Below are 19,587 nucleotides of genomic sequence, written 5' to 3' on the forward strand. Positions count from 1 at the left end.
AACAAAATATTCACGATCTTGCCCTGCTTGGTATTGTGGTGATGGAATAAATTCCCACAGAATTTCTTAAGAATCTGTCTATGTTCAGCTATTTAATTCTTAATATTTAGCCTGGTAAACCAGGCTAAATATTTCAAAGCAAGGAAAATAACTAATGACTTGGTGGCAAAAGTTAAAAATAGATCCTTTTTTGATGATATTAGTAACGGTCGTTGTTATTGCGACATTCTTGCCTTGTGAGGGGGAAATTAAAGTCTGGTTTCAACGGTTAACGACGGCTGCTATTGCTTTGCTGTTCTTTATGCATGGGGCTAAATTATCCCGACAAGCCATTATTGCCGGCATGGGGCATTGGCGGCTTCATTTAGTGGTCTTTCTCAGTACTTTTGTCTTATTCCCGATTATAGGATTGGGGTTGAATCTGTTGGTCCCTGAGATCATGACATCGACAGTTTATTGGGGATTTCTTTACCTTTGTGCATTACCAGCCACGGTTCAATCTGCTATTGCTTTTACTTCTGTTGCGGGTGGTAATGTTGCTGCTGCTATTTGCAGTGCTTCGGCATCCAGTATTTTGGGGGTGTTTTTATCGCCAATATTAGTTGGGTTGATGATCCATACACAAGGTGAAGGCAGCTCTGATACATTGGAAGCAATAAAATCCATTGTGCTTCAATTGATGGTTCCCTTTATTGTCGGGCATTTGTCACGGCCATTGATTGCACGTTGGGTGGAGAGGCATAAAAAACTGGTTAATATAACAGACCGGTCATCAATTCTTCTGGTGGTTTATGTGGCTTTTAGTGAAGCTGTGGTAGAAGGCATTTGGCGCAAGATTGATGGTTATTCACTCCTGATGATTGGCGTGGTTTGCTGTATTGTGCTGGCGGTTGTGTTGGTTATTAATACTTATGCTGCCCGTTGGTTAGGTTTTAATAAAGAAGACGAAATTACTATTGTCTTTTGTGGTTCGAAAAAGAGCTTGGCTAATGGTGTGCCGATGGCGAATGTTTTGTTCCCGGCGGCGACGGTTGGTGTAATGTTGTTGCCATTGATGATTTTTCATCAGATTCAATTGATGGTGTGCGCGGTATTAGCGCAACGTTATGCTCGGAGGTTAAGGCGGGAATAGATATGTAAAGGACTGTCCTTCACATACTCCCGCCATCTTTTGTTCTGTAAAGTTTTTAAATTACATAAAGCATCCGCTGACGGGGAGTATAATTCTCTATTAAATTAATCTCATAATACATTAACCGATAAATGTAACGGCTCGCAATCGAAAATGACCGGACTCGCATTTATCCGGTTTTTCGGCTCAAATTAATTGCAAATGAAAATCGTTACGGACTCACGTTAACTGCAAATGAGCTTGCATTTATCTTTTCCGGCTTGCAATCCATTTCATCCGGCTCACGCTAACTGCAAATGAAAAATGGCGTATTTTATAGCTTCGCTTTCACTGGGCCTAATGGAAGCATCAGTGTATATGGCTCTAACGGTGACTGGGTGAAGCCAAGACGCGTATAGAACGATCGGGCGCTTTCATCAATTGCGTGGACGATTATAGCTGAAATGCCCACTTGTTCCGCCGTGCTGGCGACACGCTTCCAGGCATCCTGGAGAAGCAGCGCGCCTAGTTTCTTCCCCTGATACTTCACATCGACAGCCAGACGACCGAGAAGCACCACAGGGATAGGATCTGGCATATTGCGTTTAAGTGATGGTGTAGATTCAATATGATTAATTGAGCCAGCGCTTAGACAATAATAACCAATAACGTCTTTTGTGCCTTTTTTGCAAATAACAAATGTGCGGCTCGCGCCAAGCTTATTATTTTTTAAAGCCCGGCGCAAAAGCCATTCGTTTAATGTTTCATGCTGGCAATAAAAATTATTGATATTATGTTCAGCCGTTAATATTTCAGGTGCGCTTATTCCCACGGTGCTTTATATCCCATGAGTTTTTTAAAACCTGCATTATCAGAAAGCGGTTGCTCCAGCATCTGCATGAACGCATGATATTTTTCCTCATTAACGAAAAAGTGACGCTGATCGAGTATGGCCTCTTCGGCTGCACGGCAGGCAGCGTCCAAAATGAAATCAGTGCGGGTCTTTGAATGCAGGTTTGCCGCATGGTCAATAAGCTCCCGCTGAAAGGCTTTCGCCCGGATGTTAATTGGAGTTTCTTTAGGTTGTGTTCTCATAAATCACCTGTATAGCAAATGGGTAGACAGTCATTATAGCAAATGTATAACTAACAGTTATACACTTAACTGTAGCTACTCGCATTTCATTTCGACCGGCTCACAGTAACTGCAAATGAAATTCATCATATCGGCAGCCCAACTGCCAACATTCTGTCGCGCAACTCTGTTGTTCGAACCGGATCGAGTTGATTGTTAAACAACGCCCTGATTTCAGCCGGTTTGGCATCAAATTGTTCCACCATATCTTTCAAACGATAACCATGCCGTGTTAGCGTCGGCTCTAAATCATCAAGTTGTCTGGAAAGCACTGATTCTATCAGTGTTGACGTTATTGGTTTTTCGCCAGTCTGATAACCAGCTTCCATGGCTAACGTGAGATGCAACTGAACTTGCAATGGGGTACGCAATTTCATCGCCAGCAAATCGAGAGCATCAGTCGTCAGAATATCTTCCGTTTTTCCTTTCCCCATGCTGGTTTTAAGTAACCAATGAATGTATTCCCGTTGACTGCCCGTGATCCCATCCAGCGTAAAAATATCGGTGCGGTATCCAATCTCTTCCATCGTTGGACGACGCAGGTCATTACGCAGTTTGGGATGACCGGCTAAAACCACCGATAAGCGGCCTCCACCGTCTTCTACTACTTCCATTAGTCGTTTGAGTCCAGTTAAAGTATGTCCGTTAAGATCATGAGCCTCATCAACGAACAAGGCCACGGTTCGCTTGCCTTTCCTGACTAACTCTTGCAGTTCACGTTCCCGGCGTTCCCCTTGTTTGGGGATTTGTACCAGCTTATCCTGTGTCAGATCGTAAAATAGTGCGCTAATCAGCGTGGCAAGTTTGACACTGTGTTTTTCGACTGACAACGATTTGGCGACGATAATTTTGTTTTCATCCCTAAGTTGCTGTTGCAGGCGACGCAAGGTGACAGTTTTACCACTTCCGACTACGCCGCAGACAGCAACCAGTCGTCCTTCACGGATAGCCCCTTTGATATCTTTGATAAGTTGTTTATGATGCGCCGTTTCATAATAGACTGCCTGATCAATGGGCTGCGCCAGTCCATAATATTCCATCACTTCAACCCGCATGATCTTCTCCTGATTGTCTGTTACGGAAATAGCCTCTTATACGGGTGAACACTTCAGTGCGGATAAGCGTTTCTGCCAGAATACTGTCAATAAATGCCCGCTCTTCACTCGACAATTTGGCCAGTGGTGTGGCCAGATCATCAGCAATGGCCAGCTTCGCTGCGATAATGGTGGGGAAATGGTATTCAAATTCTGCGATGTCAAATGGCTGATGTGGCAGTTTTGGTTGTTTTTTTATATCAGGCATCAGGAGCTGAATATCACTGCCTGACAGAGCACTGATCGGCAAATTCAACTGACTGGCCAGCTCATGGATACGATCAGACCTGTCAGCCGCCTTGCCACGCTTGAACGCCCGGTAACGGTGTAATGGAATAGGCCCGGAGACGGGATAATACGGTCCCCATGTTTCATCGTCAAACTCCACAAATATTTCGTCGTCAAACAGTCCCCACAACAGAATAACCGTTTCGCCAGCCATATCAGGTTCAACTTCCCAGGCTGTCCCTTCAATCGTGACGCGGGCATCGATGCCAACCTTACGCGATTCAGGCTCCCGGGCAAAACGGCAGTATTGATCCCAGGTACACATGTCCTGCACGCCATCCGGGGGAAGATTTGCCCGCCAGTCCTCCAGTCGGGAATGTTTTTCACTGCGATGCCCCTGAGAGTTATAGCGCATCAGATAATTCCATAACCATTCGTTGGCCTGCTGCTCAGTTTCCGGTTGATGAAAATGGTACAGGGTTTCATGGGCTTCCTTAATGGTACGGAAAGGGCGTTCAACCTTACCTTTGGAACGTGCCGTGGTGCGCGTACCATCTTTACCTGCTGGCATATGAGTTTGCCAGTCAATATGAAGTGCCTGCATCACGTTCTGAAACACATGGCTTTTCGCCACGGGGCCATTATCAAGATACAGCATCCTGGGACGTCCCTGAAAATGGAATTCCGGGTTAGGTTTTGGTGCCATCGCATTGAACAGAAAGCGAAGTGCGGACTCAGCATCTTCACCATAGACACAACGATATTCCTGATAAGTCACACCACTCCGATCATCAACAACACTGTATAACATCAGGGTCGGCTGTCCTTTAGCCGCATCAATCCAGCCCGGTTGTTCGATGTGTTTGAGGTCTGACGGCGACATATCAAACTGCCAGCAATCATTGCTGTATTCTGCCTGAAACCTAACCGCCGGGGGTTCTCTTAACAACCGAGGTTGGTCGAGACGATACAGAGAAAGCCAACGATTAACGGTTTGTCTTCGCAGTAATCCTTTCGGCACCCTAACCAACCCTTGTCCAGTTTCCACACCATGCTCTTCAAGTAATTGAATGGCTCTTACGGTTGATAAATGCCGCCCTGATTTATTGGTAGTACGCAATTTTAAGGCTGCGATCAGTTCGCAATAATGCTCCAGCTCAGATTGGGGCAGAATGCGGGGAATGCCATGATCACACCGATGAACGGTACGAGGCTTAAGAACAACATGGAGATTCCGGTAAACGGTGGTAGGAGAAACGCCGTACAACTGCGCCATTGCAGTAATCTGTGTTGCCCGTTCCGGGCTTTTGGACGGCAGGCGGTCTAACCGTTGCCGTAATTGCAACAGAGAGTCAACAGGAATAGATTTACGCTGGCTGCCCATAGTTATCTAACACACGATAAACTGAGGCCCGTCCGATACCGAGTTGACGAGCAATCGCCGTAGCCCCCATTTTTTCAACTACATACAGACGGTACACTTCGGCAGGATCAATGGATGATTTTCGTCCCCGGTACACACCTCGCGCTTTTGCCGCCGCAATACCTTCCAGCTGACGTTCACGACGCAGATTAGTTTCAAATTCCGCGAAGACCCCCAACATATCGAGGAAGGCTTTTCCGGCTGCCGTGCGTGTATCGACAGGCTGCTCTGTAGCCTTAAGGGTAATCCCCCGCTGATTTAAAGAATAAACAATATCCTGCAAATCTTTGATGCTACGAGCCAGACGATCTATACGCGTGACAATCAGCGTATCGCCCGGACGCAAAAAATCCAGCAACAATTGCAGTTCACTCCGCCCATACCGTTTGGTTCCGCTGGCTTTTTCGGCCCGGATGATTTCACAACCGGCAACACGAAGCATTTGTGACTGTAGGGCGAGATCCTGATCATTAGTTGATACACGGGCATAGCCATAAAGAGCCATAATGGGGAAAGTGTCTCGTTTACCTTTAGATGAATGAAACGTAGCATGTGGATGAGACAAAAACAACCCTAATAAGACACAAAAACTGTCTCATTGCATTGTCTTTATGGGGTATACCCATACAATCCAATAGATTGGTTTAAGCGGAAAATTTCATTTGCAGTTACTGTGAGCCGGTCGAAATGAAATGCGAGCCGAAAAAGGTAAATGCAAGCTCATTTGCAGTTAATATGAGCCTAAACCCGATTTCATTTTCACTTAATGTGAGCTAAAAAACCGGATAAATGCGAGCCCGCCATATTTTAAATGCGGGCCGCTACAGATAAATATATATTTCAATGCCGCGATAACAACAGTAACGCCAACAGCTAATATCAGTTTCTTCATCCAATCTAAATCTGTTTTTATGGTATTAATATCGGTTTTAATGCTTTCGGTAGCAGCTGTCAGATCTACTTTGGTGGCGGCACTTGTGTTTTGTAGTTCTGCAATAACTTCAACGATTTTTTCAGACTGCTCATATCATTAAAACCCGATGCTTTGAGTGCTTTAACTACTGTAAGTATATTCATTGTAAGTGAAGTCATTCTTTCATCCTCTAAAACATAAAACAGTTGATTGATTACGTTTAAAGTAAGAATAAGACCATAAGTGCAACACGACAGTAAATGAGTTTACTATCACCCTGTGAAGAGAAGGTAGGTAGGGTGTACATTTAGAGAGTATTGCTGAGTTAAACCTAGACAAATCTGTGTTGATATGACAGGGCTATTTTGAAAACTACTTAGGGCAACCTATCTAATTTTTTAATGTGTTCACAATACTAATGGCTTGTTTTTTATCATTTGCCCCCATTATAAACGAAGGAGGTAAAGAGGTTTGGATAGTCGTTGTGTACATAGGAATACCGTTGAATGATATTGTCATTTGGGTTCCAATGTTTTTGGGAACCTCTAAAAACTTTTCACAGCCACAAAATTGAGTAAAATGTAGGCACAGTACATCTCTGCAAGGTAGCGCTGTCATGATACCGCCTCGTTCTGCTTTAAAAAAAGACAAGCTGGCATCCGAATATCACCGTCGAAAAATCGATGAATTAGGTGATCCGCTACTTGTTCTTGATAAGTATGTTGATTTCTCGGCACTGGCTGACACCATAGACCTTGTCGCGCCACGTATTATTTCTCCCAAAGGTGGACGCCCGCCATTCCCGACTGAGGTGATGGTTCGCATCATTATCCTGAAACATTTCCATAATCTTTCCGATGAAAAGATGGAATATCAATTGCTTGACCGAATGAGCTGGCAACGTTTTTGTCGCTTGACCGATGTCATTAATATTCCAGACCGTAACACGATTTGGTGTTTCGAAAAACGGATTGGCCAGGCAGGTGCCAGAGCGTTGTTTGAAGAGGCGAAGCATCAGCTTTCGACACAGGGATTCATTCCTAGAGGGGGTCAAATCATTGATGCCACGTTGATTCCAGTTCCTAAGCAGCACAATAAGAAGGAAGAGAATGAACAAATCCGTCAGGGTAAAACCCCGGATAACTGGACAGCAAACAAACGATGCCAGAAAGACACCGAGGCAACCTGGACGAAAAAGAACGGTAAAAGTTATTTTGGCTATAAACTGACCATTAATGTCGATACAAAATATAAAGTGATCCGCCACATCGCGACAGGAACCGCAGCTGTCCATGACAGCCAGTTTTTTGAAGCCGTTTTGGATCGGTCAAATACAAGTCGGGACATTTATGCTGATAAAGGGTATGCCAGCCAGATGCGTGAACGTGAGCTGAAGGAACAGGGCTATCGTGTTCATATTCAGAGGAAAGCGTCACGCAATAAGCCCTTATCAGACTGTCAGAAAGGCCGAAATAAGAAAATAGCGAAAACCCGGGCACGAGTAGAACATATCTTTGGCTCATTCTCTCAGATGGGTGAAAAATTTATCCGAACGATAGGCCAGCTGCGAGCCACTTTTGCGATGACTCTGAAGGCAACCTGCTATAATTTACAACGTTTGGTTTATTTTGGAAAATCCGGCATTCATGCCTTTTAATTCCGGTATGTGATGAAAAAGCGATGAGTTTATTTTTTCCCCTGAAAAAGCAAGAAAAAGTCATACACAATAAGGTCATTTATTGGTGAGTGCAAAATTGATCTTATTTTTTGTATTGAGAGTTTTTAGAGGTTCCCTTTTATTGATTACAGCATTAAATTGAGGAAAACATGGTTTATCTTTTTTCACTACCACTGATAACTCATCATTCATTCCATCATGTGATCCTAAATAATCAATTTGATCTGTACACGCTTGAGTTAAGATAAATTTGTCACCGGATAAAAATTCAAATTTTAACCCTTCTTTCGTTTGAATTAGCCTATTTCGATTGTTTTTATCGGAACATCCGGCTATTGCGGAGAGGAACATCATAATAACAAATAGATTTTTCATAATTTCGAACCTGACATATTTAAAAACCACATATAGCCCCACTTAAAAATTAAGTAGGGCTATTAATAGTATATTCTTACTAATCCCAAGTAACAATAACATTTTGTCTTGTAGAAAAGCTTTTATATCTTATATAGTTCAAGTGAAAAATATTCTCAGGAATGGGTTTCCCATTCCTGAGAAAGAAGTTTATATTTAACGGTTTGCTGCTTTCATTCGTAATACTTGTTTTTCTGCATCACTGATAAAAGCGGTTTCCAGCCCATTAATTTGAGCTTGACGGATTTGAACGGCAGATAAACCCGCGGCAGGTGCAGCTACTTCATATTCATGGCGAATTTCGATACCTTCAACGGCTGGATCATCTGTATTAATGGAAGCAAGAATACCTTTTTCCAAGAATTGTTTCAGTGGGTGGTTCAATAAAGAATTAACAGTGCTTGTTTGAAGGTTAGATGTCAAACAAGATTCAATACCAATACGGTTTTCAACCAAATAATCCATCAGAGCCGGATCGGTAATCGCTTTTACACCATGACCAATACGAGTTGCACCTAATTCACGAATAGCCTGCCAAATACTTTCAGCGCCAGCCGCTTCGCCGGCATGGACGGTTATTTGCCAGCCGGCATCACGGGCTTTGGTAAAATGAGATTGGAAAAGATGTCCGGGGAAACCTAATTCATCACCCGCCAGATCCAATGCAGTAATATGCTGGTGGTGAACCAGCAGGCCAGCCAGTTCCTGAGTACAGGCTTGTTCACCAAACGTTCTGCTCAGAATACCGATAAGACGAATATCGATATCGTTATTTTGACAGGCGGAATGGATACCATCGATAACGGCTTCAACAACGCCTTCAACCGGCAATTGATGCTTCATTGCCATGTAATAAGGGGAGAAACGTAATTCGGCATAATCCAACCCGGCATTGACAGCATCTTCAACATTCTCGATGGCGACACGACGACAGGCATCCAAATCAGCCAGCACTGCCACTCCCCAATCCAATTTTTGCAAAAAGCTGACGAGATCGGGTTCATTGTCAATAAGTTGCACGTGGGGGAGCAGTGATGCCAGGTTATTAGCCGGAAGTTGGATATTATGCTGGCGGGCGAGATCTAAAATGGTCGCTGGCCGGATATTTCCATCAAGATGGCGGTGTAAATCTGTCAGCGGGAGCTGTATGTCAATCATATTCCAGGTCCTTTTTTATATAAAAAAGCCAGTCAAATTGGTTGACTGGCAATTTAACAAAAGCGTTTGTAGCCGTTTTATTGTGCCGGCTTCACAGTACCTTCTATTTGTACCTTTTTACTGTTGTGAGTGTCGCTTTCTGGCATTGTTTGTTCTGGCGTTGCTTCATCGTCAGAAGGGTCGGCTAAATTGTATTCAGACATGAACTGATGTAAGGGCATTTTCTTACCGTTCATTTCGACATTACCGTCTGCATAGTTAAACTTAATGCTGATGGCATCTTTATCAACAGTGGTGATTTTAAACAGTTGGCCGAATTGTTCAAACTGTTCTATCTGTTTTGCCGCATCATCCTCAGCTTTCGCTTTATCCATACCATTCATCATCTTTGCCTGAGTTGCGAATTCAGTCAGCATAGGTTTTGGTAAGGTGACATTCAAAGACATATCCTGAATTAAAGTGCGGATAGCGTCTTCGGTTTTCATTGCAGACAGATTGCTTTTATCTTTTGGTAAGTTTTTCAGGCTTACTTTGTAACTGATGCTGCTTTCACCTTTAGCATTTTTCCAGGTCAGGGGTTCGATACCAAATTGTGGATTGTTTTTCAGCAGGATAGGAAAGTTAGAAAAAACGGCGTCAATGATGGCCGCGTTTGCCGCATCGGAAGAGAGATCGTCAGACGTGAGGGATTTAGCTGTGGCATCATTGTATGCCTGAGTGAATTTACGGACAGATTCACCATCCAGACGATCCGCGGTAATAGCAAATTTCCCTGAACCGAAATCGGTATTTTTCAGTTTGAGGCCATCTAAGCTATAAGTGATTTTCCCTTTCAGATTAGTTTCGTCTTCACCGATGTTTGAGTTGATCTTAACACCGGAAAGAACCATATCTTCATTGCCGATCCCTTTCAGGCTGATTTCCTGAATGTTGATGTTTTGATCGCCAACATAGATATCAAATTTGCCTTTTTTGTTGGACAGGTCCAAATCAATCCCTTTAACAACAAAATTTTCGTTGTTTTTATTGATGGTCAGTTGGTCACTCTTTATTGCCAGTGATATCTCTTTCAGATCACGGCTGAGATCTGAAGTCAATTTGGCACCGGAAAAATTGAATTTAGCCCCATTTTGTTCAAAATCGACGGGGATAATATCCACATCGGAAATAACAGAACCGCTATAACTAACACGGGAATCAGCAGTAAACAGGGATTTTCCCTTAGTCACTGCGAATAGTGGTTTTAGTGCTTCGTTATTTTCCAGTTCGGAATGAACGGAAGCCATGCTAGGAATAAGTGTTAATTTCTTCACTTGTGCCAGTGGGAAAGGGCCGTGATCAATCACAGACTTAATTGAAATCTCTTCACCTGGCTTGATTTCTGCATTTTTAACGCCATCTTTAACCGTTAAGACAAGTCGCACATCAGAACTGAATATCCCGCGCTGGAAATCTTTACTCTGTAGTACCAGACCCGTTTCAGGGAATGCTTTTTCCAATTCAGCATTGGCGTGGGAAACTGATTGGCCGATACGTTGTTCGATTTGTTTACCTGTATACCATGAAGCCCCAGTCCAGGCTGCACCCAAGGCAACAATAACGCCTACTGCCACTAACGATTTTTTCATAATGTAAATCTATCCTCTTAGTCCATATTTAGCAGGTAAATATGCACTCTTTTCGTATAAAAATGGCCGTTAAAAACGCTTGGAATTTACGTCATGTTTAACAGCCTATGAATTAAGCTTTAAACCCAGCCCCGCATTATTAATTAAAAACCCGGGCGGTAAAACCATCACCGTGAATAACCACAGCCTTTTCTGTCGCAGAAATAAATACTGACTCACCTGGGAAAATGTTTAATTGGTGTTCACCAGATTGTATAACTGTTTGACCTTCAATACAAAAAACAATCGATGCTGAATCATTTTCAAGAATAATTGGCTGTTCTGATAAAGAATAAACAGAAAATGCGAAATCATTGACAGGAACAGGGAAGTTTTGCGCTTTTTTATGCTGTTTTGGCAGGGTTAATAGTGTGTTTATTGGTTTTGATACAAAATCAAGGTTTGCCATTAACTCAGGAATATCCATACGTTTATTGGTCAAACCTGCCCGCAGGACATTATCTGAATTTGCCATAACCTCAAGAGCGACACCTTCCAGATAAGCGTGAGGCGTGCGGGCGCATAGAAACATCGCCTGGCCGGGTTCAAGTTCAATAACATTGAGTAAAAGTGGGGTAAACAGGCCATTGTCGTCAGGATAAAACTCCGTCATTTTTTTAATGGTATCCCATGGTTCGCCAATACGGCTGTTCAGTGCTGATTTTAATACACCAAGCGCCAGCTGTTTTTGTTTGCCTCTCATATGGAGTAATTGGGAAAATAAAAAAGCAAGATTCTGTTCGTTTGGTTTCTGAATGAAAAACTGAATCTTGGGATGTGCGGCGGTAACAACTTCCAATAACTGTGCAATTTCGTTTAATGGACGGAACCCATTCATGGCCCGAAAAGGCGTCAGGGCATAAACCAATTCGGGCTTATGGTTATCATCTTTGTAATTTCTTTCAGGTGAGTCCAGTGGAATACCGGCGTTATTCTCTTTGGTAAAACCTGCTTCGGCGGATGCTTTATCAGGATGAACCTGAATAGAGAGAGGTTGAGCTGCGCACAACACTTTAAATAGGAACGGTAAACGGTGAAATCTGTCCGAAACCTTTTTCCCCAGATATTTTTCCGGATCACTGGCTATTAATTCATTTAAAGCAACTGGTTTTCCAGTTTCAGGATCTGCCACAATCGAACTGCTTTTAGGATGGGCACCCATCCATAATTCAGCCATTGGCAGATCATCTGGATTTTCAACACCATAAATATGAGCCAGGGCGGTTTTACTCCCCCATGAATAGTGTTGGATTTGATTTATCATCTTCAACATGGTCGTTGCTCTCTTTTTAAAAAATCAATCTATTTCCTTCAGGCCACAATACAATAAACACGACTTGGTCGGCATAATCAGGAACTAATATGTGGCATGATGGTGGAATGCCAATCAGTTTATCTGCAAAGGCTGGTTATGCATATTCGATTATTCTGTGTGTTAAGGAGATAGTAATAATGGCAGCCACTCGCATTGAAAAAGACTCAATGGGGCCTATCGAAGTACCTGCTGACCAATTATGGGGAGCGCAAACTCAACGTTCACTGGAGCATTTCCGCATTTCGCAGGAGAAAATGCCTGTTGCATTGATCCATGCTCTTGCGTTGACCAAACAGGCTGCGGCCAGTGTGAATATGGATTTGGGCCTTCTGCCGAAAGAACGGGGTGACGCAATTATCGCTGCCGCGAAAGAAGTGCTGGAAGGTAAACATCCGACAGAATTTCCTCTTGCTATCTGGCAGACCGGTTCCGGAACACAAAGTAACATGAACATGAACGAAGTGTTGGCGAACCGTGGTAGCGAAATCCTTGGTGGGGTGCGGGGCGGTGAACGTCTTATCCATCCTAATGATGATGTGAATAAGAGCCAGAGTTCGAACGACGTTTTCCCAACAGCAATGCATGTTGCCGCTGTTATTGCACTGCGTGAGCACCTTATTCCTGAGCTGAAAGTATTACAAAAAACATTGGCTGATAAGGCTGAAGCTTATAAGGATATTGTCAAAATTGGCCGTACTCACCTGCAAGACGCGACGCCATTGACCCTTGGTCAGGAAATTTCGGGTTGGGTGGCAATGCTGACGCATAACCTGAAGCACATCGAAGACAGTATTCCACATGTTTGTGAACTGGCATTGGGCGGAACGGCTGTTGGTACCGGTCTGAATACCCATCCTGAATATGCTGTGCGTGTTGCTAAAAAGCTGGCTGAATTGACCAGCCATCCATTTGTTACTGCACCAAATAAATTTGAAGCGCTGGCTACCTGTGATGCTCTGGTTCATTCTCACGGTGCATTGAAAGGTCTGGCTGCATCCATGATGAAAATTGCCAATGATGTTCGCTGGCTGGCTTCCGGCCCTCGCTGTGGCATCGGTGAAATTTCAATTCCTGAAAACGAACCAGGCAGTTCAATCATGCCAGGTAAAGTTAACCCGACTCAGTGTGAAGCGGTCACGATGCTTTGCGCCCAGGTAATGGGGAATGATGTTGCTATCAATATTGGTGGTGCGTCTGGCAACTTTGAACTGAACGTGTTCCGCCCGATGGTTATTGATAATTTCCTGCAATCTGTTCGCCTGCTGGCTGATGGTATGCGCAGCTTCAATGAGCATTGCGCTGTAGGTATTGAGCCTAACCGCGATCGTATTACGCAGTTGCTGAATGAATCGCTGATGCTGGTCACGGCGCTGAATACCCATATCGGTTATGACAAAGCAGCGGAAATTGCCAAGAAAGCGCATAAAGAAGGGCTGACTTTGAAACAATCCGCAATGAAACTGGGTTATTTGACAGACGCTGAGTTTGATGAGTGGGTTCGTCCTGAAGATATGGTTGGCAGCTTGAAATAATCGCTGTTTAGCTATTTGAACCGGAGCCTTGTGTTCCGGTTTTCATTTCCGTATGAGCCGGTATAGGATCACGATATAACTCCATGTTCAATTCTGCCTATGAGATTGATGACATCCAGCGCGCCACTTTCTGTATCCAGCATTGATTCAGGCGTGGCGTATCCTAACCCTCGAACGGGACGTTTCATCCACTGAGTTGCTTTATCTTTATCGCCATCGAATAAATCTACAGCATTGCTTGAAGGGAAACCAACTGTTCTCCAAAGTGGGTTGCTTTGTGTTTTATGGTTTGGTGTAAATATTCTCATAAGCACCTCGTTAGTCATTTGTCACTTTTGTGATAGACAAATGACCTAAGGAGGTCAAATAGTAATCATGCTAAATGCAGTTTCGGAATAACCAATTTATTTATGAGTATCAAATATTCTGTTGATCTGGTTAACTTGACTAGGTCTGAGAGCTGTAGATAATGACTTTAGGTTTAAAAATGAGGCCTTGCTGATGGAAAAAATCAATATCTACGAAGCTAAGACACATCTGTCCAAACTGCTAAACAGTGTGGCAACAACCGGGGAGCCATTCCTTATTGCGCGCAACGGTAAAGTTATAGCCAAAGTCATGCCTTACAGGGAAGAAGAGCCTAAACGCAAACTGGGCTTTCTTGCTGGACAATTCTCTTGCCCTGCGGATTTCGATAGCGAGGATGAGACGATTACCAGTTTGTTCGAAGGAAGTGAAGATGATGGCTTATCTGCTTGATACTCACGTTATAATTTGGGCGTCCATCGTTCCAACGAAGCTGAATCAGAAATGTATGGACATTCTCACCAATTTTGATAATCAGGTCTTTTTCAGTGCAGCCAGCATTTGGGAAGTGGCTATCAAATATGATCTTGGGGAAATAGACATTGAGCCGTATGTTCTACGCAAAGAATTACTGGATAATGGTTTTAAAGAACTACCGATAAAAGGTGAACATACAGTTAACGTATTGACCTTGCCTGATAAGATGCACAAAGATCCGTTTGATAGAATTCTGGTCTCACAGACTAAATTGGAAAAAATGATTTTCATTACGGCAGATGAAAAAATCATCAAACATGCTGGTAAGTATATTAAGATTGAGGTATGTAACTGATTAACGGCCTCATAATATAAGCACAGCATTAGTCATTTTTTTATGACAAATGACTAATGCTGTCAAATAACAGTCATGCACTAAATCTCACGATACAAATGCAGTCTTGGAATAACCAACTCCAATGGCTTAGCTTTGGGTTTATAGCGATGTACTATTGCATAGGCATCATAATCAGGCAATTCGCCGATCTTTGGCGGGTTTCTGCCATAGTTAACACAAAACGCAATTAGTGGAAGAGGGCAGGCGTATTGCACTTGCTTTTGCTGCTCTGTATACCAGACCCGTGCAATAGGTTGTACTTTCACTGGACGTTTTATTTTTAAAATCACATCATCCGGCAATTTTTTTATATCAGTAATTTCTTTGGCAACAAATTCTGCCCATTGTTCCCGGGAATAGGGGGAAACAGAACGTCCTGAGTTATAACTTTTCTCCAAACGCGCCAAAATTTGGTTTTTTGTGACTTTATTGATGATGTTTTTATTCGCCCAACCAAAACGCACTGAATCAGGATTGAAAAGGGGAGTGATTGCTCTGTAAGCGTTTAGTGTAATCAATCCATGTAACTGATTATGAACAAACTCAAACCGCTGCTCTTTATTCACACCTGATTGCACCGTGACGATGTGTTCAAGTTCTGCTTTTAACTTATTAATCTCCTCAATCAGATTTAAAGCAGAGTGGTATTGCTGTTGATTCACAGAAAAACATAATACACCCGGCAAGCGAACAGCCGCTTTACTGCTAATATTTTGATTATTGTGATGTATAAATAGCTTCTGATAATGGCTTAAACCTAAATTTAATGCTTCATTACCTGAAATTTCATTAACGGTTATTTCTGTTATTGGATCATGTTCGCTGCCTTTTTTGACATCAGGCAGAACAAACACATGAGCGGCCAATAAAGAATAGCAGAGAAAGAGTTCATGCAGTTGTCTCAATTTATTCTCTTGCTTTTGAAAACAACTATTCAAATCTTCAATTGATAAGTATTTACTCATATGAATAACAAAATTAGTTACAACATACTTTTGATTATAAAACAAAAAGTGCAAAATTCAAGCTCCTCAGTCAAATAACTAATCACTACCCCTATAAGTGGCGGACTGAGATCGGTGCGGTTGCCTTCTAAAACCTCATCCTGATAACGTACATGGATAAAAGCGCAGTCAATGGCCTGCGTGAGTGTTTTCATTATATTAATATTTGGCTTATGATTTGACTCCTTGGGAATTTAATTCAGTTATGATTTTTATATTAAACTTTATAAAGATATTAATAATTATAGAATATTCAATATGGTGCATAGTTAGAATGATTATAATCCCGACTGATAGCATCCCTGATATTTCAGTCAGAACAGAGCATAAACGTAGATAAAGGAATTTTAGTCAGGAAAAAAGAAGCCTCATTCTAAGGTCTACATCTGAACATTCTCATAAAAACATAAATTTAATTAATAATTGTGATGATGTTAATAGTGCAATAACATTCCTTATCCTATGCTTAGAGGCATCATCGCGACTTGTCAGCAAGTTAATTTACTGTGTCAATGTTGTTTTGAGGTCGATATTATGAACAATTTAATGATCAAAGAGGACACTAAGCATTTACGAACAAGCCCAACGCAACTTTCAGCACGCATCCTGATGTAGAGGAGGTGATCCTATCTGGTAGAAACAATACTTTGGAAAGATTATGTTAGCGTTAGTTAATGGTTTTATACTTTGCTTAGGGCTTGTTGTTTCGATTGGCCCACAAAACATGGAAATTCTCCGGGTTGGCTTGTTGAATGACCGGGTTGGTTTGCTCGCTTCAGTTTTTGTGATTTGCGATGTAATCCTAATTATCACAGGTGCGTTGGGTGTTGGAAGTATCATTGCGTTAAACCGGGGAATTACGGTGGCTTTGACGTTACTCACGGTAATGTTCTTGCTATTTCTGACGTTTCAGGCGGGGCGCCGGGCTATGAATGAGGGTGGGGCGATTGTTTCCCTTGGCGAGCAACAAAATACCCGTCCCTTCGACATGGTGAAACGTGGGCTTGGTCTTTCGTTCCTAAATCCTTTAGCTCTGCTGGAAACTGTTGTCATCTTGGGATCAACAGCAGCGCCTTATCCTGCCAATCATCGGATTTTATTCGTGGCTGGCGCGCTTGCGGCCTCGGCCATATGGTTCTACGGTCTGGCTTATAGCTCACGTTGGTTTTCGGCCTGCATATCGAAACCCTGGCAGCGTTGCATTATGGAATGTGTTGTTGCTGTTATCCTGTTCATTACGGCTTGTTGGTTGTTACAGCGTACTTTCGGTGGTTGAGTTGACAAAAGTTCAGATTTCTCAAACCAAACTAAATTGAATTCCTTAAGTGATCTACTATTTATTTAAGTATAATAGTTGTTAAAATTAATGTGATTAAGTGCTAAGTTTATAATCACTTGAACGTAACATATGGCGTGTTACTGGAAAATCACGCAAACTATTGGAGTAAATAGCTTGGAATTAAATCAAGTCATTACCGCTCTTAAAAAGTCTGATAATAACTGGACTGTAGAGCAAACAGGTGAGTGCCTTGTTATCACTAATGAAGATGGTGTTAAGGCGCATCTGGCAATTTGTGGAAAACAAATCACAGTAGAAGCGTTAATATTTTCGGAAGAGCATGTTTCGGATACTGCCGCCTTAAATAAATTCATTTTAGAAACGCATAAGATGATCCCTCTGACCTCTGTTGGAATTACCGAAGTAGATGGTCAATCTTATTATACCGCTTTTGGCGCTCTGTCTTCGGAATCAAAAGTGGAAAGTGTTGTCATCGAAGTCTCTATGTTGTTCGCCAACATCAATGAACTTCTTGATGCATATTCTGAGTTTCTGAAATAACAACATTAGGGTAAATACCAATGAGTAGTGTATGGAAAAAGCTTTTTAAAGCGATCAAAGGTACTGTAAACAATGCAGTAGAAACTGTGGCTGACGAGAATGCATTAACCATTCTTGATCAGGAAATTCGTGAGGCTAAAGCAGAAATCCGCCGTGCTGATGACAGTTTGATCAGTATTATCGCCAAGCGCAAAATGGCAAAGCAAAAGGTTTCAGCTATCAAAACCAGCATCACCGAATATGAAGGGCATGCTCGCTCTGCTGCCAATAAAGGTGACAATGGGCTTGCGCTGGAATGTGCTCAGAAAGTTGCGAGCCTGCGTGGCGAACTGGAAACAGGGCAATCACAGCTGGACGCTTTCAAGACGGCTGAAGCTACCCACCGCCGTATTGTGCAAGAAGCTAAAGAAAAAGTGTCTCAGCTTGAGAATCAGGTTGACCTTGTTAAGGCCACTGAACAAGTACAGAAAGCACAGGCTGCAACCCACAACTCTGTAGTTGGCGCGTCGTCAAAAACATCTACTGCGCTTGATTCGCTTGAACGTATCAAAGCGCGTCAGGCTGAAAAAGCCGCTAAGTTCGAGGCCCAACAAGAGCTTCATGATAGTGCTACTTCAAGCGATTTGGACAAAAGGCTTAAAGAGGCTGGCATTACCTCAAGCTCCGCGTCCGCAGAAGATGAACTTGCCCGCATTCTTGGCAAGTAATCTCCCAGGTTTGTTAGTCAAGATCCTGCTCCTTAAGTGGGGCGGGGTCTTCCTCTGTAAATTCAAAGGATGTTTCTATGTTTTCCAAAATCGCTGAGGCGTTTAAGAGAGCATTCAACAATAAAGAAATTGCGTCTGTTGGTCTGAAGGTACCAGAAGTATTGGGTTTGCGTATTGGCGGTGCACTTGAGATAGACCCGCTGATACTAAAACTGATCGAGTCTGACCTTACCATCGAAAACGCTGCCTCAACTCAGCTTATATGCTCTGTTGGTGTTGTCGATCTTGGCGATAATGTACGTTTGGTTCGCTACTACACCGATGATGAAGGCTACCTCCAGGTGCTTCAAGAAAACGAAAGCGATGATGGGGTGAAAGAGGTGAGCCTTTGGTATTTCTACGAAACCAGTCCGATCGACGCCCAAACTCAGTGGGATGCGCTGATTAAAAGCGGTATTGTCACACCGAACGGACAATATGACCTTGATGGTACCCAGTTTTCCCGGTTGTGGGACAACACGAAACCTGTCGCTGTTACTGAGAAAACCTACCATAAGAACGGCACCATTACTGAAACTGACCAATTCATGATGGTTTACACTCGCCAGGTTTCAGATAACAGAACAGAGGAGCTGTTGATTGCGGGCGAAGAGAAGATTGTAGGCAACAACTTAGACCGGCTGATGGTAAAAAGCACCGGTATTCAACTTAATCAAACAGATTTTAAAGTGGTAGCATAAATGATTACACTCGCAGATGAAGAACAAGCTTTAACTCAATTTATTGATAGTGTAACCAACTTTGGCTTGTGTTTTGGTTTGGCGCTTGTTTTCTTCATTGTATTCAAATTCATCTATGTCATGGTTACTCCACAGGATGAATGGAAGTTGATCAAAGAAGAAAAAAATACGGCCGCCGCAGTATCGCTAGGCGGCGCTCTGGTAGGTTATACCATCGCCATTGCGAGTGCAGCAAGCAACTCTATAGGTGTTACTGATTTCGTGATGTGGGGTGTTATTGCACTACTGGCGCAGATTGCCGGTTTCTTCATGGTTCGCGTATTCATGATGCCGAAAATTGTATCCCGCATTGAGAACAATGAGATCCCAGCCGCCGTAGTTCTGGCAGCAGTTTCAATCTCTGTTGGTCTTCTAAACGCAGCTTGCATGACTTACTAATCCAGAGGCTG

General features: G+C 42.9%; 21 protein-coding genes. 10 read left to right on the forward strand and 11 right to left on the reverse strand.

Features of this window, described 5'->3' with window-relative positions:
- Positions 1–154: 154 nt before the first annotated feature.
- Positions 155–1,132, forward strand: coding sequence for a bile acid:sodium symporter family protein (locus VY86_RS19385; protein ID WP_046976181.1), 978 nt, complete (start codon positions 155–157; stop codon positions 1,130–1,132).
- Between the two features lie 313 nt (positions 1,133–1,445).
- On the opposite strand, the gene VY86_RS19390 is transcribed toward VY86_RS19385, so the two are convergent.
- From VY86_RS19390 to VY86_RS19410, 5 genes are all read right to left on the reverse strand, one after another.
- Complete coding sequence (locus tag VY86_RS19390) at positions 1,446–1,943, reverse strand: GNAT family N-acetyltransferase (RefSeq protein WP_046976182.1); 498 nt, start codon at positions 1,941–1,943, stop codon at positions 1,446–1,448.
- Positions 1,934–2,206 carry a type II toxin-antitoxin system TacA family antitoxin gene (locus VY86_RS19395; RefSeq protein WP_021324395.1) on the reverse strand — a complete coding sequence of 91 codons (273 nt, stop codon included), beginning with the start codon at positions 2,204–2,206 and terminating at the stop codon, positions 1,934–1,936. Before VY86_RS19395 ends, VY86_RS19390 begins: the two co-directional genes overlap by 10 nt.
- 125 nt (positions 2,207–2,331) lie before the next feature.
- Positions 2,332–3,300 carry an ExeA family protein gene (locus tag VY86_RS19400; protein ID WP_046976183.1) on the reverse strand — a complete coding sequence of 323 codons (969 nt, stop codon included), beginning with the start codon at positions 3,298–3,300 and terminating at the stop codon, positions 2,332–2,334.
- Positions 3,290–4,951 (reverse strand): IS481 family transposase, encoded by a 1,662-nt coding sequence (locus tag VY86_RS19405; protein WP_046976184.1) that lies wholly within the window; start codon positions 4,949–4,951, stop codon positions 3,290–3,292. The genes VY86_RS19400 and VY86_RS19405 overlap by 11 nt, the downstream gene beginning before the upstream one ends.
- Positions 4,935–5,495, reverse strand: coding sequence for a recombinase family protein (locus VY86_RS19410; protein WP_021325843.1), 561 nt, complete (start codon positions 5,493–5,495; stop codon positions 4,935–4,937). The genes VY86_RS19405 and VY86_RS19410 overlap by 17 nt, the downstream gene beginning before the upstream one ends.
- Before the next feature lie 1,027 nt (positions 5,496–6,522).
- Between VY86_RS19410 and VY86_RS19420 the strand changes: the two genes are divergently transcribed.
- Positions 6,523–7,560: an IS5 family transposase gene (locus VY86_RS19420; RefSeq protein WP_046976644.1), complete on the forward strand. Its 1,038-nt coding sequence runs from the start codon at positions 6,523–6,525 to the stop codon at positions 7,558–7,560.
- A gap of 75 nt (positions 7,561–7,635) precedes the next feature.
- On the opposite strand, the gene VY86_RS19425 is transcribed toward VY86_RS19420, so the two are convergent.
- The 4 genes from VY86_RS19425 to manA all read right to left on the reverse strand — a co-directional run bounded on the left by VY86_RS19425 (position 7,636) and on the right by manA (position 12,093).
- On the reverse strand, positions 7,636–7,956 hold the full coding sequence (locus VY86_RS19425) for a hypothetical protein (protein ID WP_158019988.1): 321 nt from the start codon (positions 7,954–7,956) through the stop codon (positions 7,636–7,638).
- A gap of 195 nt (positions 7,957–8,151) precedes the next feature.
- Positions 8,152–9,153 carry an adenosine deaminase gene (gene add, locus VY86_RS19430; protein ID WP_046976187.1) on the reverse strand — a complete coding sequence of 334 codons (1,002 nt, stop codon included), beginning with the start codon at positions 9,151–9,153 and terminating at the stop codon, positions 8,152–8,154.
- Between the two features lie 77 nt (positions 9,154–9,230).
- Entirely contained in the window at positions 9,231–10,781 is a 1,551-nt protein-coding gene (locus tag VY86_RS19435; protein WP_046976188.1) for a YdgA family protein, read from the reverse strand.
- A gap of 139 nt (positions 10,782–10,920) precedes the next feature.
- Positions 10,921–12,093: a mannose-6-phosphate isomerase gene (manA, locus tag VY86_RS19440; protein ID WP_046976189.1), complete on the reverse strand. Its 1,173-nt coding sequence runs from the start codon at positions 12,091–12,093 to the stop codon at positions 10,921–10,923.
- 179 nt (positions 12,094–12,272) lie between these two features.
- Here manA and fumC point away from each other — a divergent pair, with 179 nt between their 5' ends.
- Positions 12,273–13,667, forward strand: coding sequence for a class II fumarate hydratase (fumC, locus tag VY86_RS19445; RefSeq protein WP_046976979.1), 1,395 nt, complete (start codon positions 12,273–12,275; stop codon positions 13,665–13,667).
- A 68-nt stretch (positions 13,668–13,735) separates the two neighbouring features.
- Here the strand turns inward: fumC and VY86_RS19450 are convergent, their stop codons facing one another.
- Complete coding sequence (locus VY86_RS19450; protein ID WP_071881081.1) at positions 13,736–13,975, reverse strand: MbcA/ParS/Xre antitoxin family protein; 240 nt, start codon at positions 13,973–13,975, stop codon at positions 13,736–13,738.
- A gap of 193 nt (positions 13,976–14,168) precedes the next feature.
- On the opposite strand from VY86_RS19450, the gene VY86_RS19455 reads away from it, so the two are divergent.
- Together VY86_RS19455 and VY86_RS19460 are read left to right on the forward strand one after the other, a co-directional pair.
- Positions 14,169–14,426, forward strand: coding sequence for a type II toxin-antitoxin system Phd/YefM family antitoxin (locus VY86_RS19455; RefSeq protein WP_046976190.1), 258 nt, complete (start codon positions 14,169–14,171; stop codon positions 14,424–14,426).
- Entirely contained in the window at positions 14,407–14,805 is a 399-nt protein-coding gene (locus VY86_RS19460) for a type II toxin-antitoxin system VapC family toxin (protein WP_052760876.1), read from the forward strand. The genes VY86_RS19455 and VY86_RS19460 overlap by 20 nt, the downstream gene beginning before the upstream one ends.
- Before the next feature lie 80 nt (positions 14,806–14,885).
- Here the strand turns inward: VY86_RS19460 and tus are convergent, their stop codons facing one another.
- Entirely contained in the window at positions 14,886–15,812 is a 927-nt protein-coding gene (tus, locus tag VY86_RS19465; protein ID WP_046976982.1) for a DNA replication terminus site-binding protein, read from the reverse strand.
- Between the two features lie 697 nt (positions 15,813–16,509).
- Between tus and VY86_RS19470 the strand changes: the two genes are divergently transcribed.
- From VY86_RS19470 to VY86_RS19490, 5 genes are all read left to right on the forward strand, one after another.
- Positions 16,510–17,127: a LysE/ArgO family amino acid transporter gene (locus VY86_RS19470; protein WP_046976191.1), complete on the forward strand. Its 618-nt coding sequence runs from the start codon at positions 16,510–16,512 to the stop codon at positions 17,125–17,127.
- A gap of 177 nt (positions 17,128–17,304) precedes the next feature.
- Entirely contained in the window at positions 17,305–17,691 is a 387-nt protein-coding gene (locus tag VY86_RS19475; RefSeq protein WP_192903234.1) for a DUF2170 family protein, read from the forward strand.
- Positions 17,692–17,711: 20 nt separating this feature from the next.
- Entirely contained in the window at positions 17,712–18,398 is a 687-nt protein-coding gene (locus VY86_RS19480) for a PspA/IM30 family protein (protein WP_046976193.1), read from the forward strand.
- Between the two features lie 77 nt (positions 18,399–18,475).
- A complete protein-coding gene (locus VY86_RS19485) occupies positions 18,476–19,138 on the forward strand; it encodes a YjfK family protein (protein ID WP_071881052.1) in 663 nt (220 codons plus the stop codon).
- Positions 19,139–19,576: a DUF350 domain-containing protein gene (locus VY86_RS19490; protein ID WP_046976194.1), complete on the forward strand. Its 438-nt coding sequence runs from the start codon at positions 19,139–19,141 to the stop codon at positions 19,574–19,576.
- Positions 19,577–19,587 lie beyond the last annotated feature (11 nt).

The organism is Photorhabdus thracensis (assembly GCF_001010285.1).
Taxonomy (GTDB): Bacteria; Pseudomonadota; Gammaproteobacteria; order Enterobacterales; family Enterobacteriaceae; genus Photorhabdus; species Photorhabdus temperata.

Bases quoted from the DNA above. Each gene is read 5' to 3' on its own strand.
- VY86_RS19385 (WP_046976181.1), top strand. From the start codon at position 155: ATGACTTGGTGGCAAAAGTTAAAAATAGATCCTTTTTTGATGATATTA.
- VY86_RS19395 (WP_021324395.1), bottom strand. From the start codon at position 2,206: ATGAGAACACAACCTAAAGAAACTCCAATTAACATCCGGGCGAAAGCC.
- VY86_RS19400 (WP_046976183.1), bottom strand. From the start codon at position 3,300: ATGCGGGTTGAAGTGATGGAATATTATGGACTGGCGCAGCCCATTGAT.
- VY86_RS19405 (WP_046976184.1), bottom strand. From the start codon at position 4,951: ATGGGCAGCCAGCGTAAATCTATTCCTGTTGACTCTCTGTTGCAATTA.
- VY86_RS19410 (WP_021325843.1), bottom strand. From the start codon at position 5,495: ATGGCTCTTTATGGCTATGCCCGTGTATCAACTAATGATCAGGATCTC.
- VY86_RS19425 (WP_158019988.1), bottom strand. From the start codon at position 7,956: ATGAAAAATCTATTTGTTATTATGATGTTCCTCTCCGCAATAGCCGGA.
- add (WP_046976187.1), bottom strand. From the start codon at position 9,153: ATGATTGACATACAGCTCCCGCTGACAGATTTACACCGCCATCTTGAT.
- VY86_RS19435 (WP_046976188.1), bottom strand. From the start codon at position 10,781: ATGAAAAAATCGTTAGTGGCAGTAGGCGTTATTGTTGCCTTGGGTGCA.
- manA (WP_046976189.1), bottom strand. From the start codon at position 12,093: ATGTTGAAGATGATAAATCAAATCCAACACTATTCATGGGGGAGTAAA.
- fumC (WP_046976979.1), top strand. From the start codon at position 12,273: ATGGCAGCCACTCGCATTGAAAAAGACTCAATGGGGCCTATCGAAGTA.
- VY86_RS19450 (WP_071881081.1), bottom strand. From the start codon at position 13,975: ATGAGAATATTTACACCAAACCATAAAACACAAAGCAACCCACTTTGG.
- VY86_RS19455 (WP_046976190.1), top strand. From the start codon at position 14,169: ATGGAAAAAATCAATATCTACGAAGCTAAGACACATCTGTCCAAACTG.
- VY86_RS19460 (WP_052760876.1), top strand. From the start codon at position 14,407: ATGATGGCTTATCTGCTTGATACTCACGTTATAATTTGGGCGTCCATC.
- tus (WP_046976982.1), bottom strand. From the start codon at position 15,812: ATGAGTAAATACTTATCAATTGAAGATTTGAATAGTTGTTTTCAAAAG.
- VY86_RS19470 (WP_046976191.1), top strand. From the start codon at position 16,510: ATGTTAGCGTTAGTTAATGGTTTTATACTTTGCTTAGGGCTTGTTGTT.
- VY86_RS19480 (WP_046976193.1), top strand. From the start codon at position 17,712: ATGAGTAGTGTATGGAAAAAGCTTTTTAAAGCGATCAAAGGTACTGTA.
- VY86_RS19485 (WP_071881052.1), top strand. From the start codon at position 18,476: ATGTTTTCCAAAATCGCTGAGGCGTTTAAGAGAGCATTCAACAATAAA.
- VY86_RS19490 (WP_046976194.1), top strand. From the start codon at position 19,139: ATGATTACACTCGCAGATGAAGAACAAGCTTTAACTCAATTTATTGAT.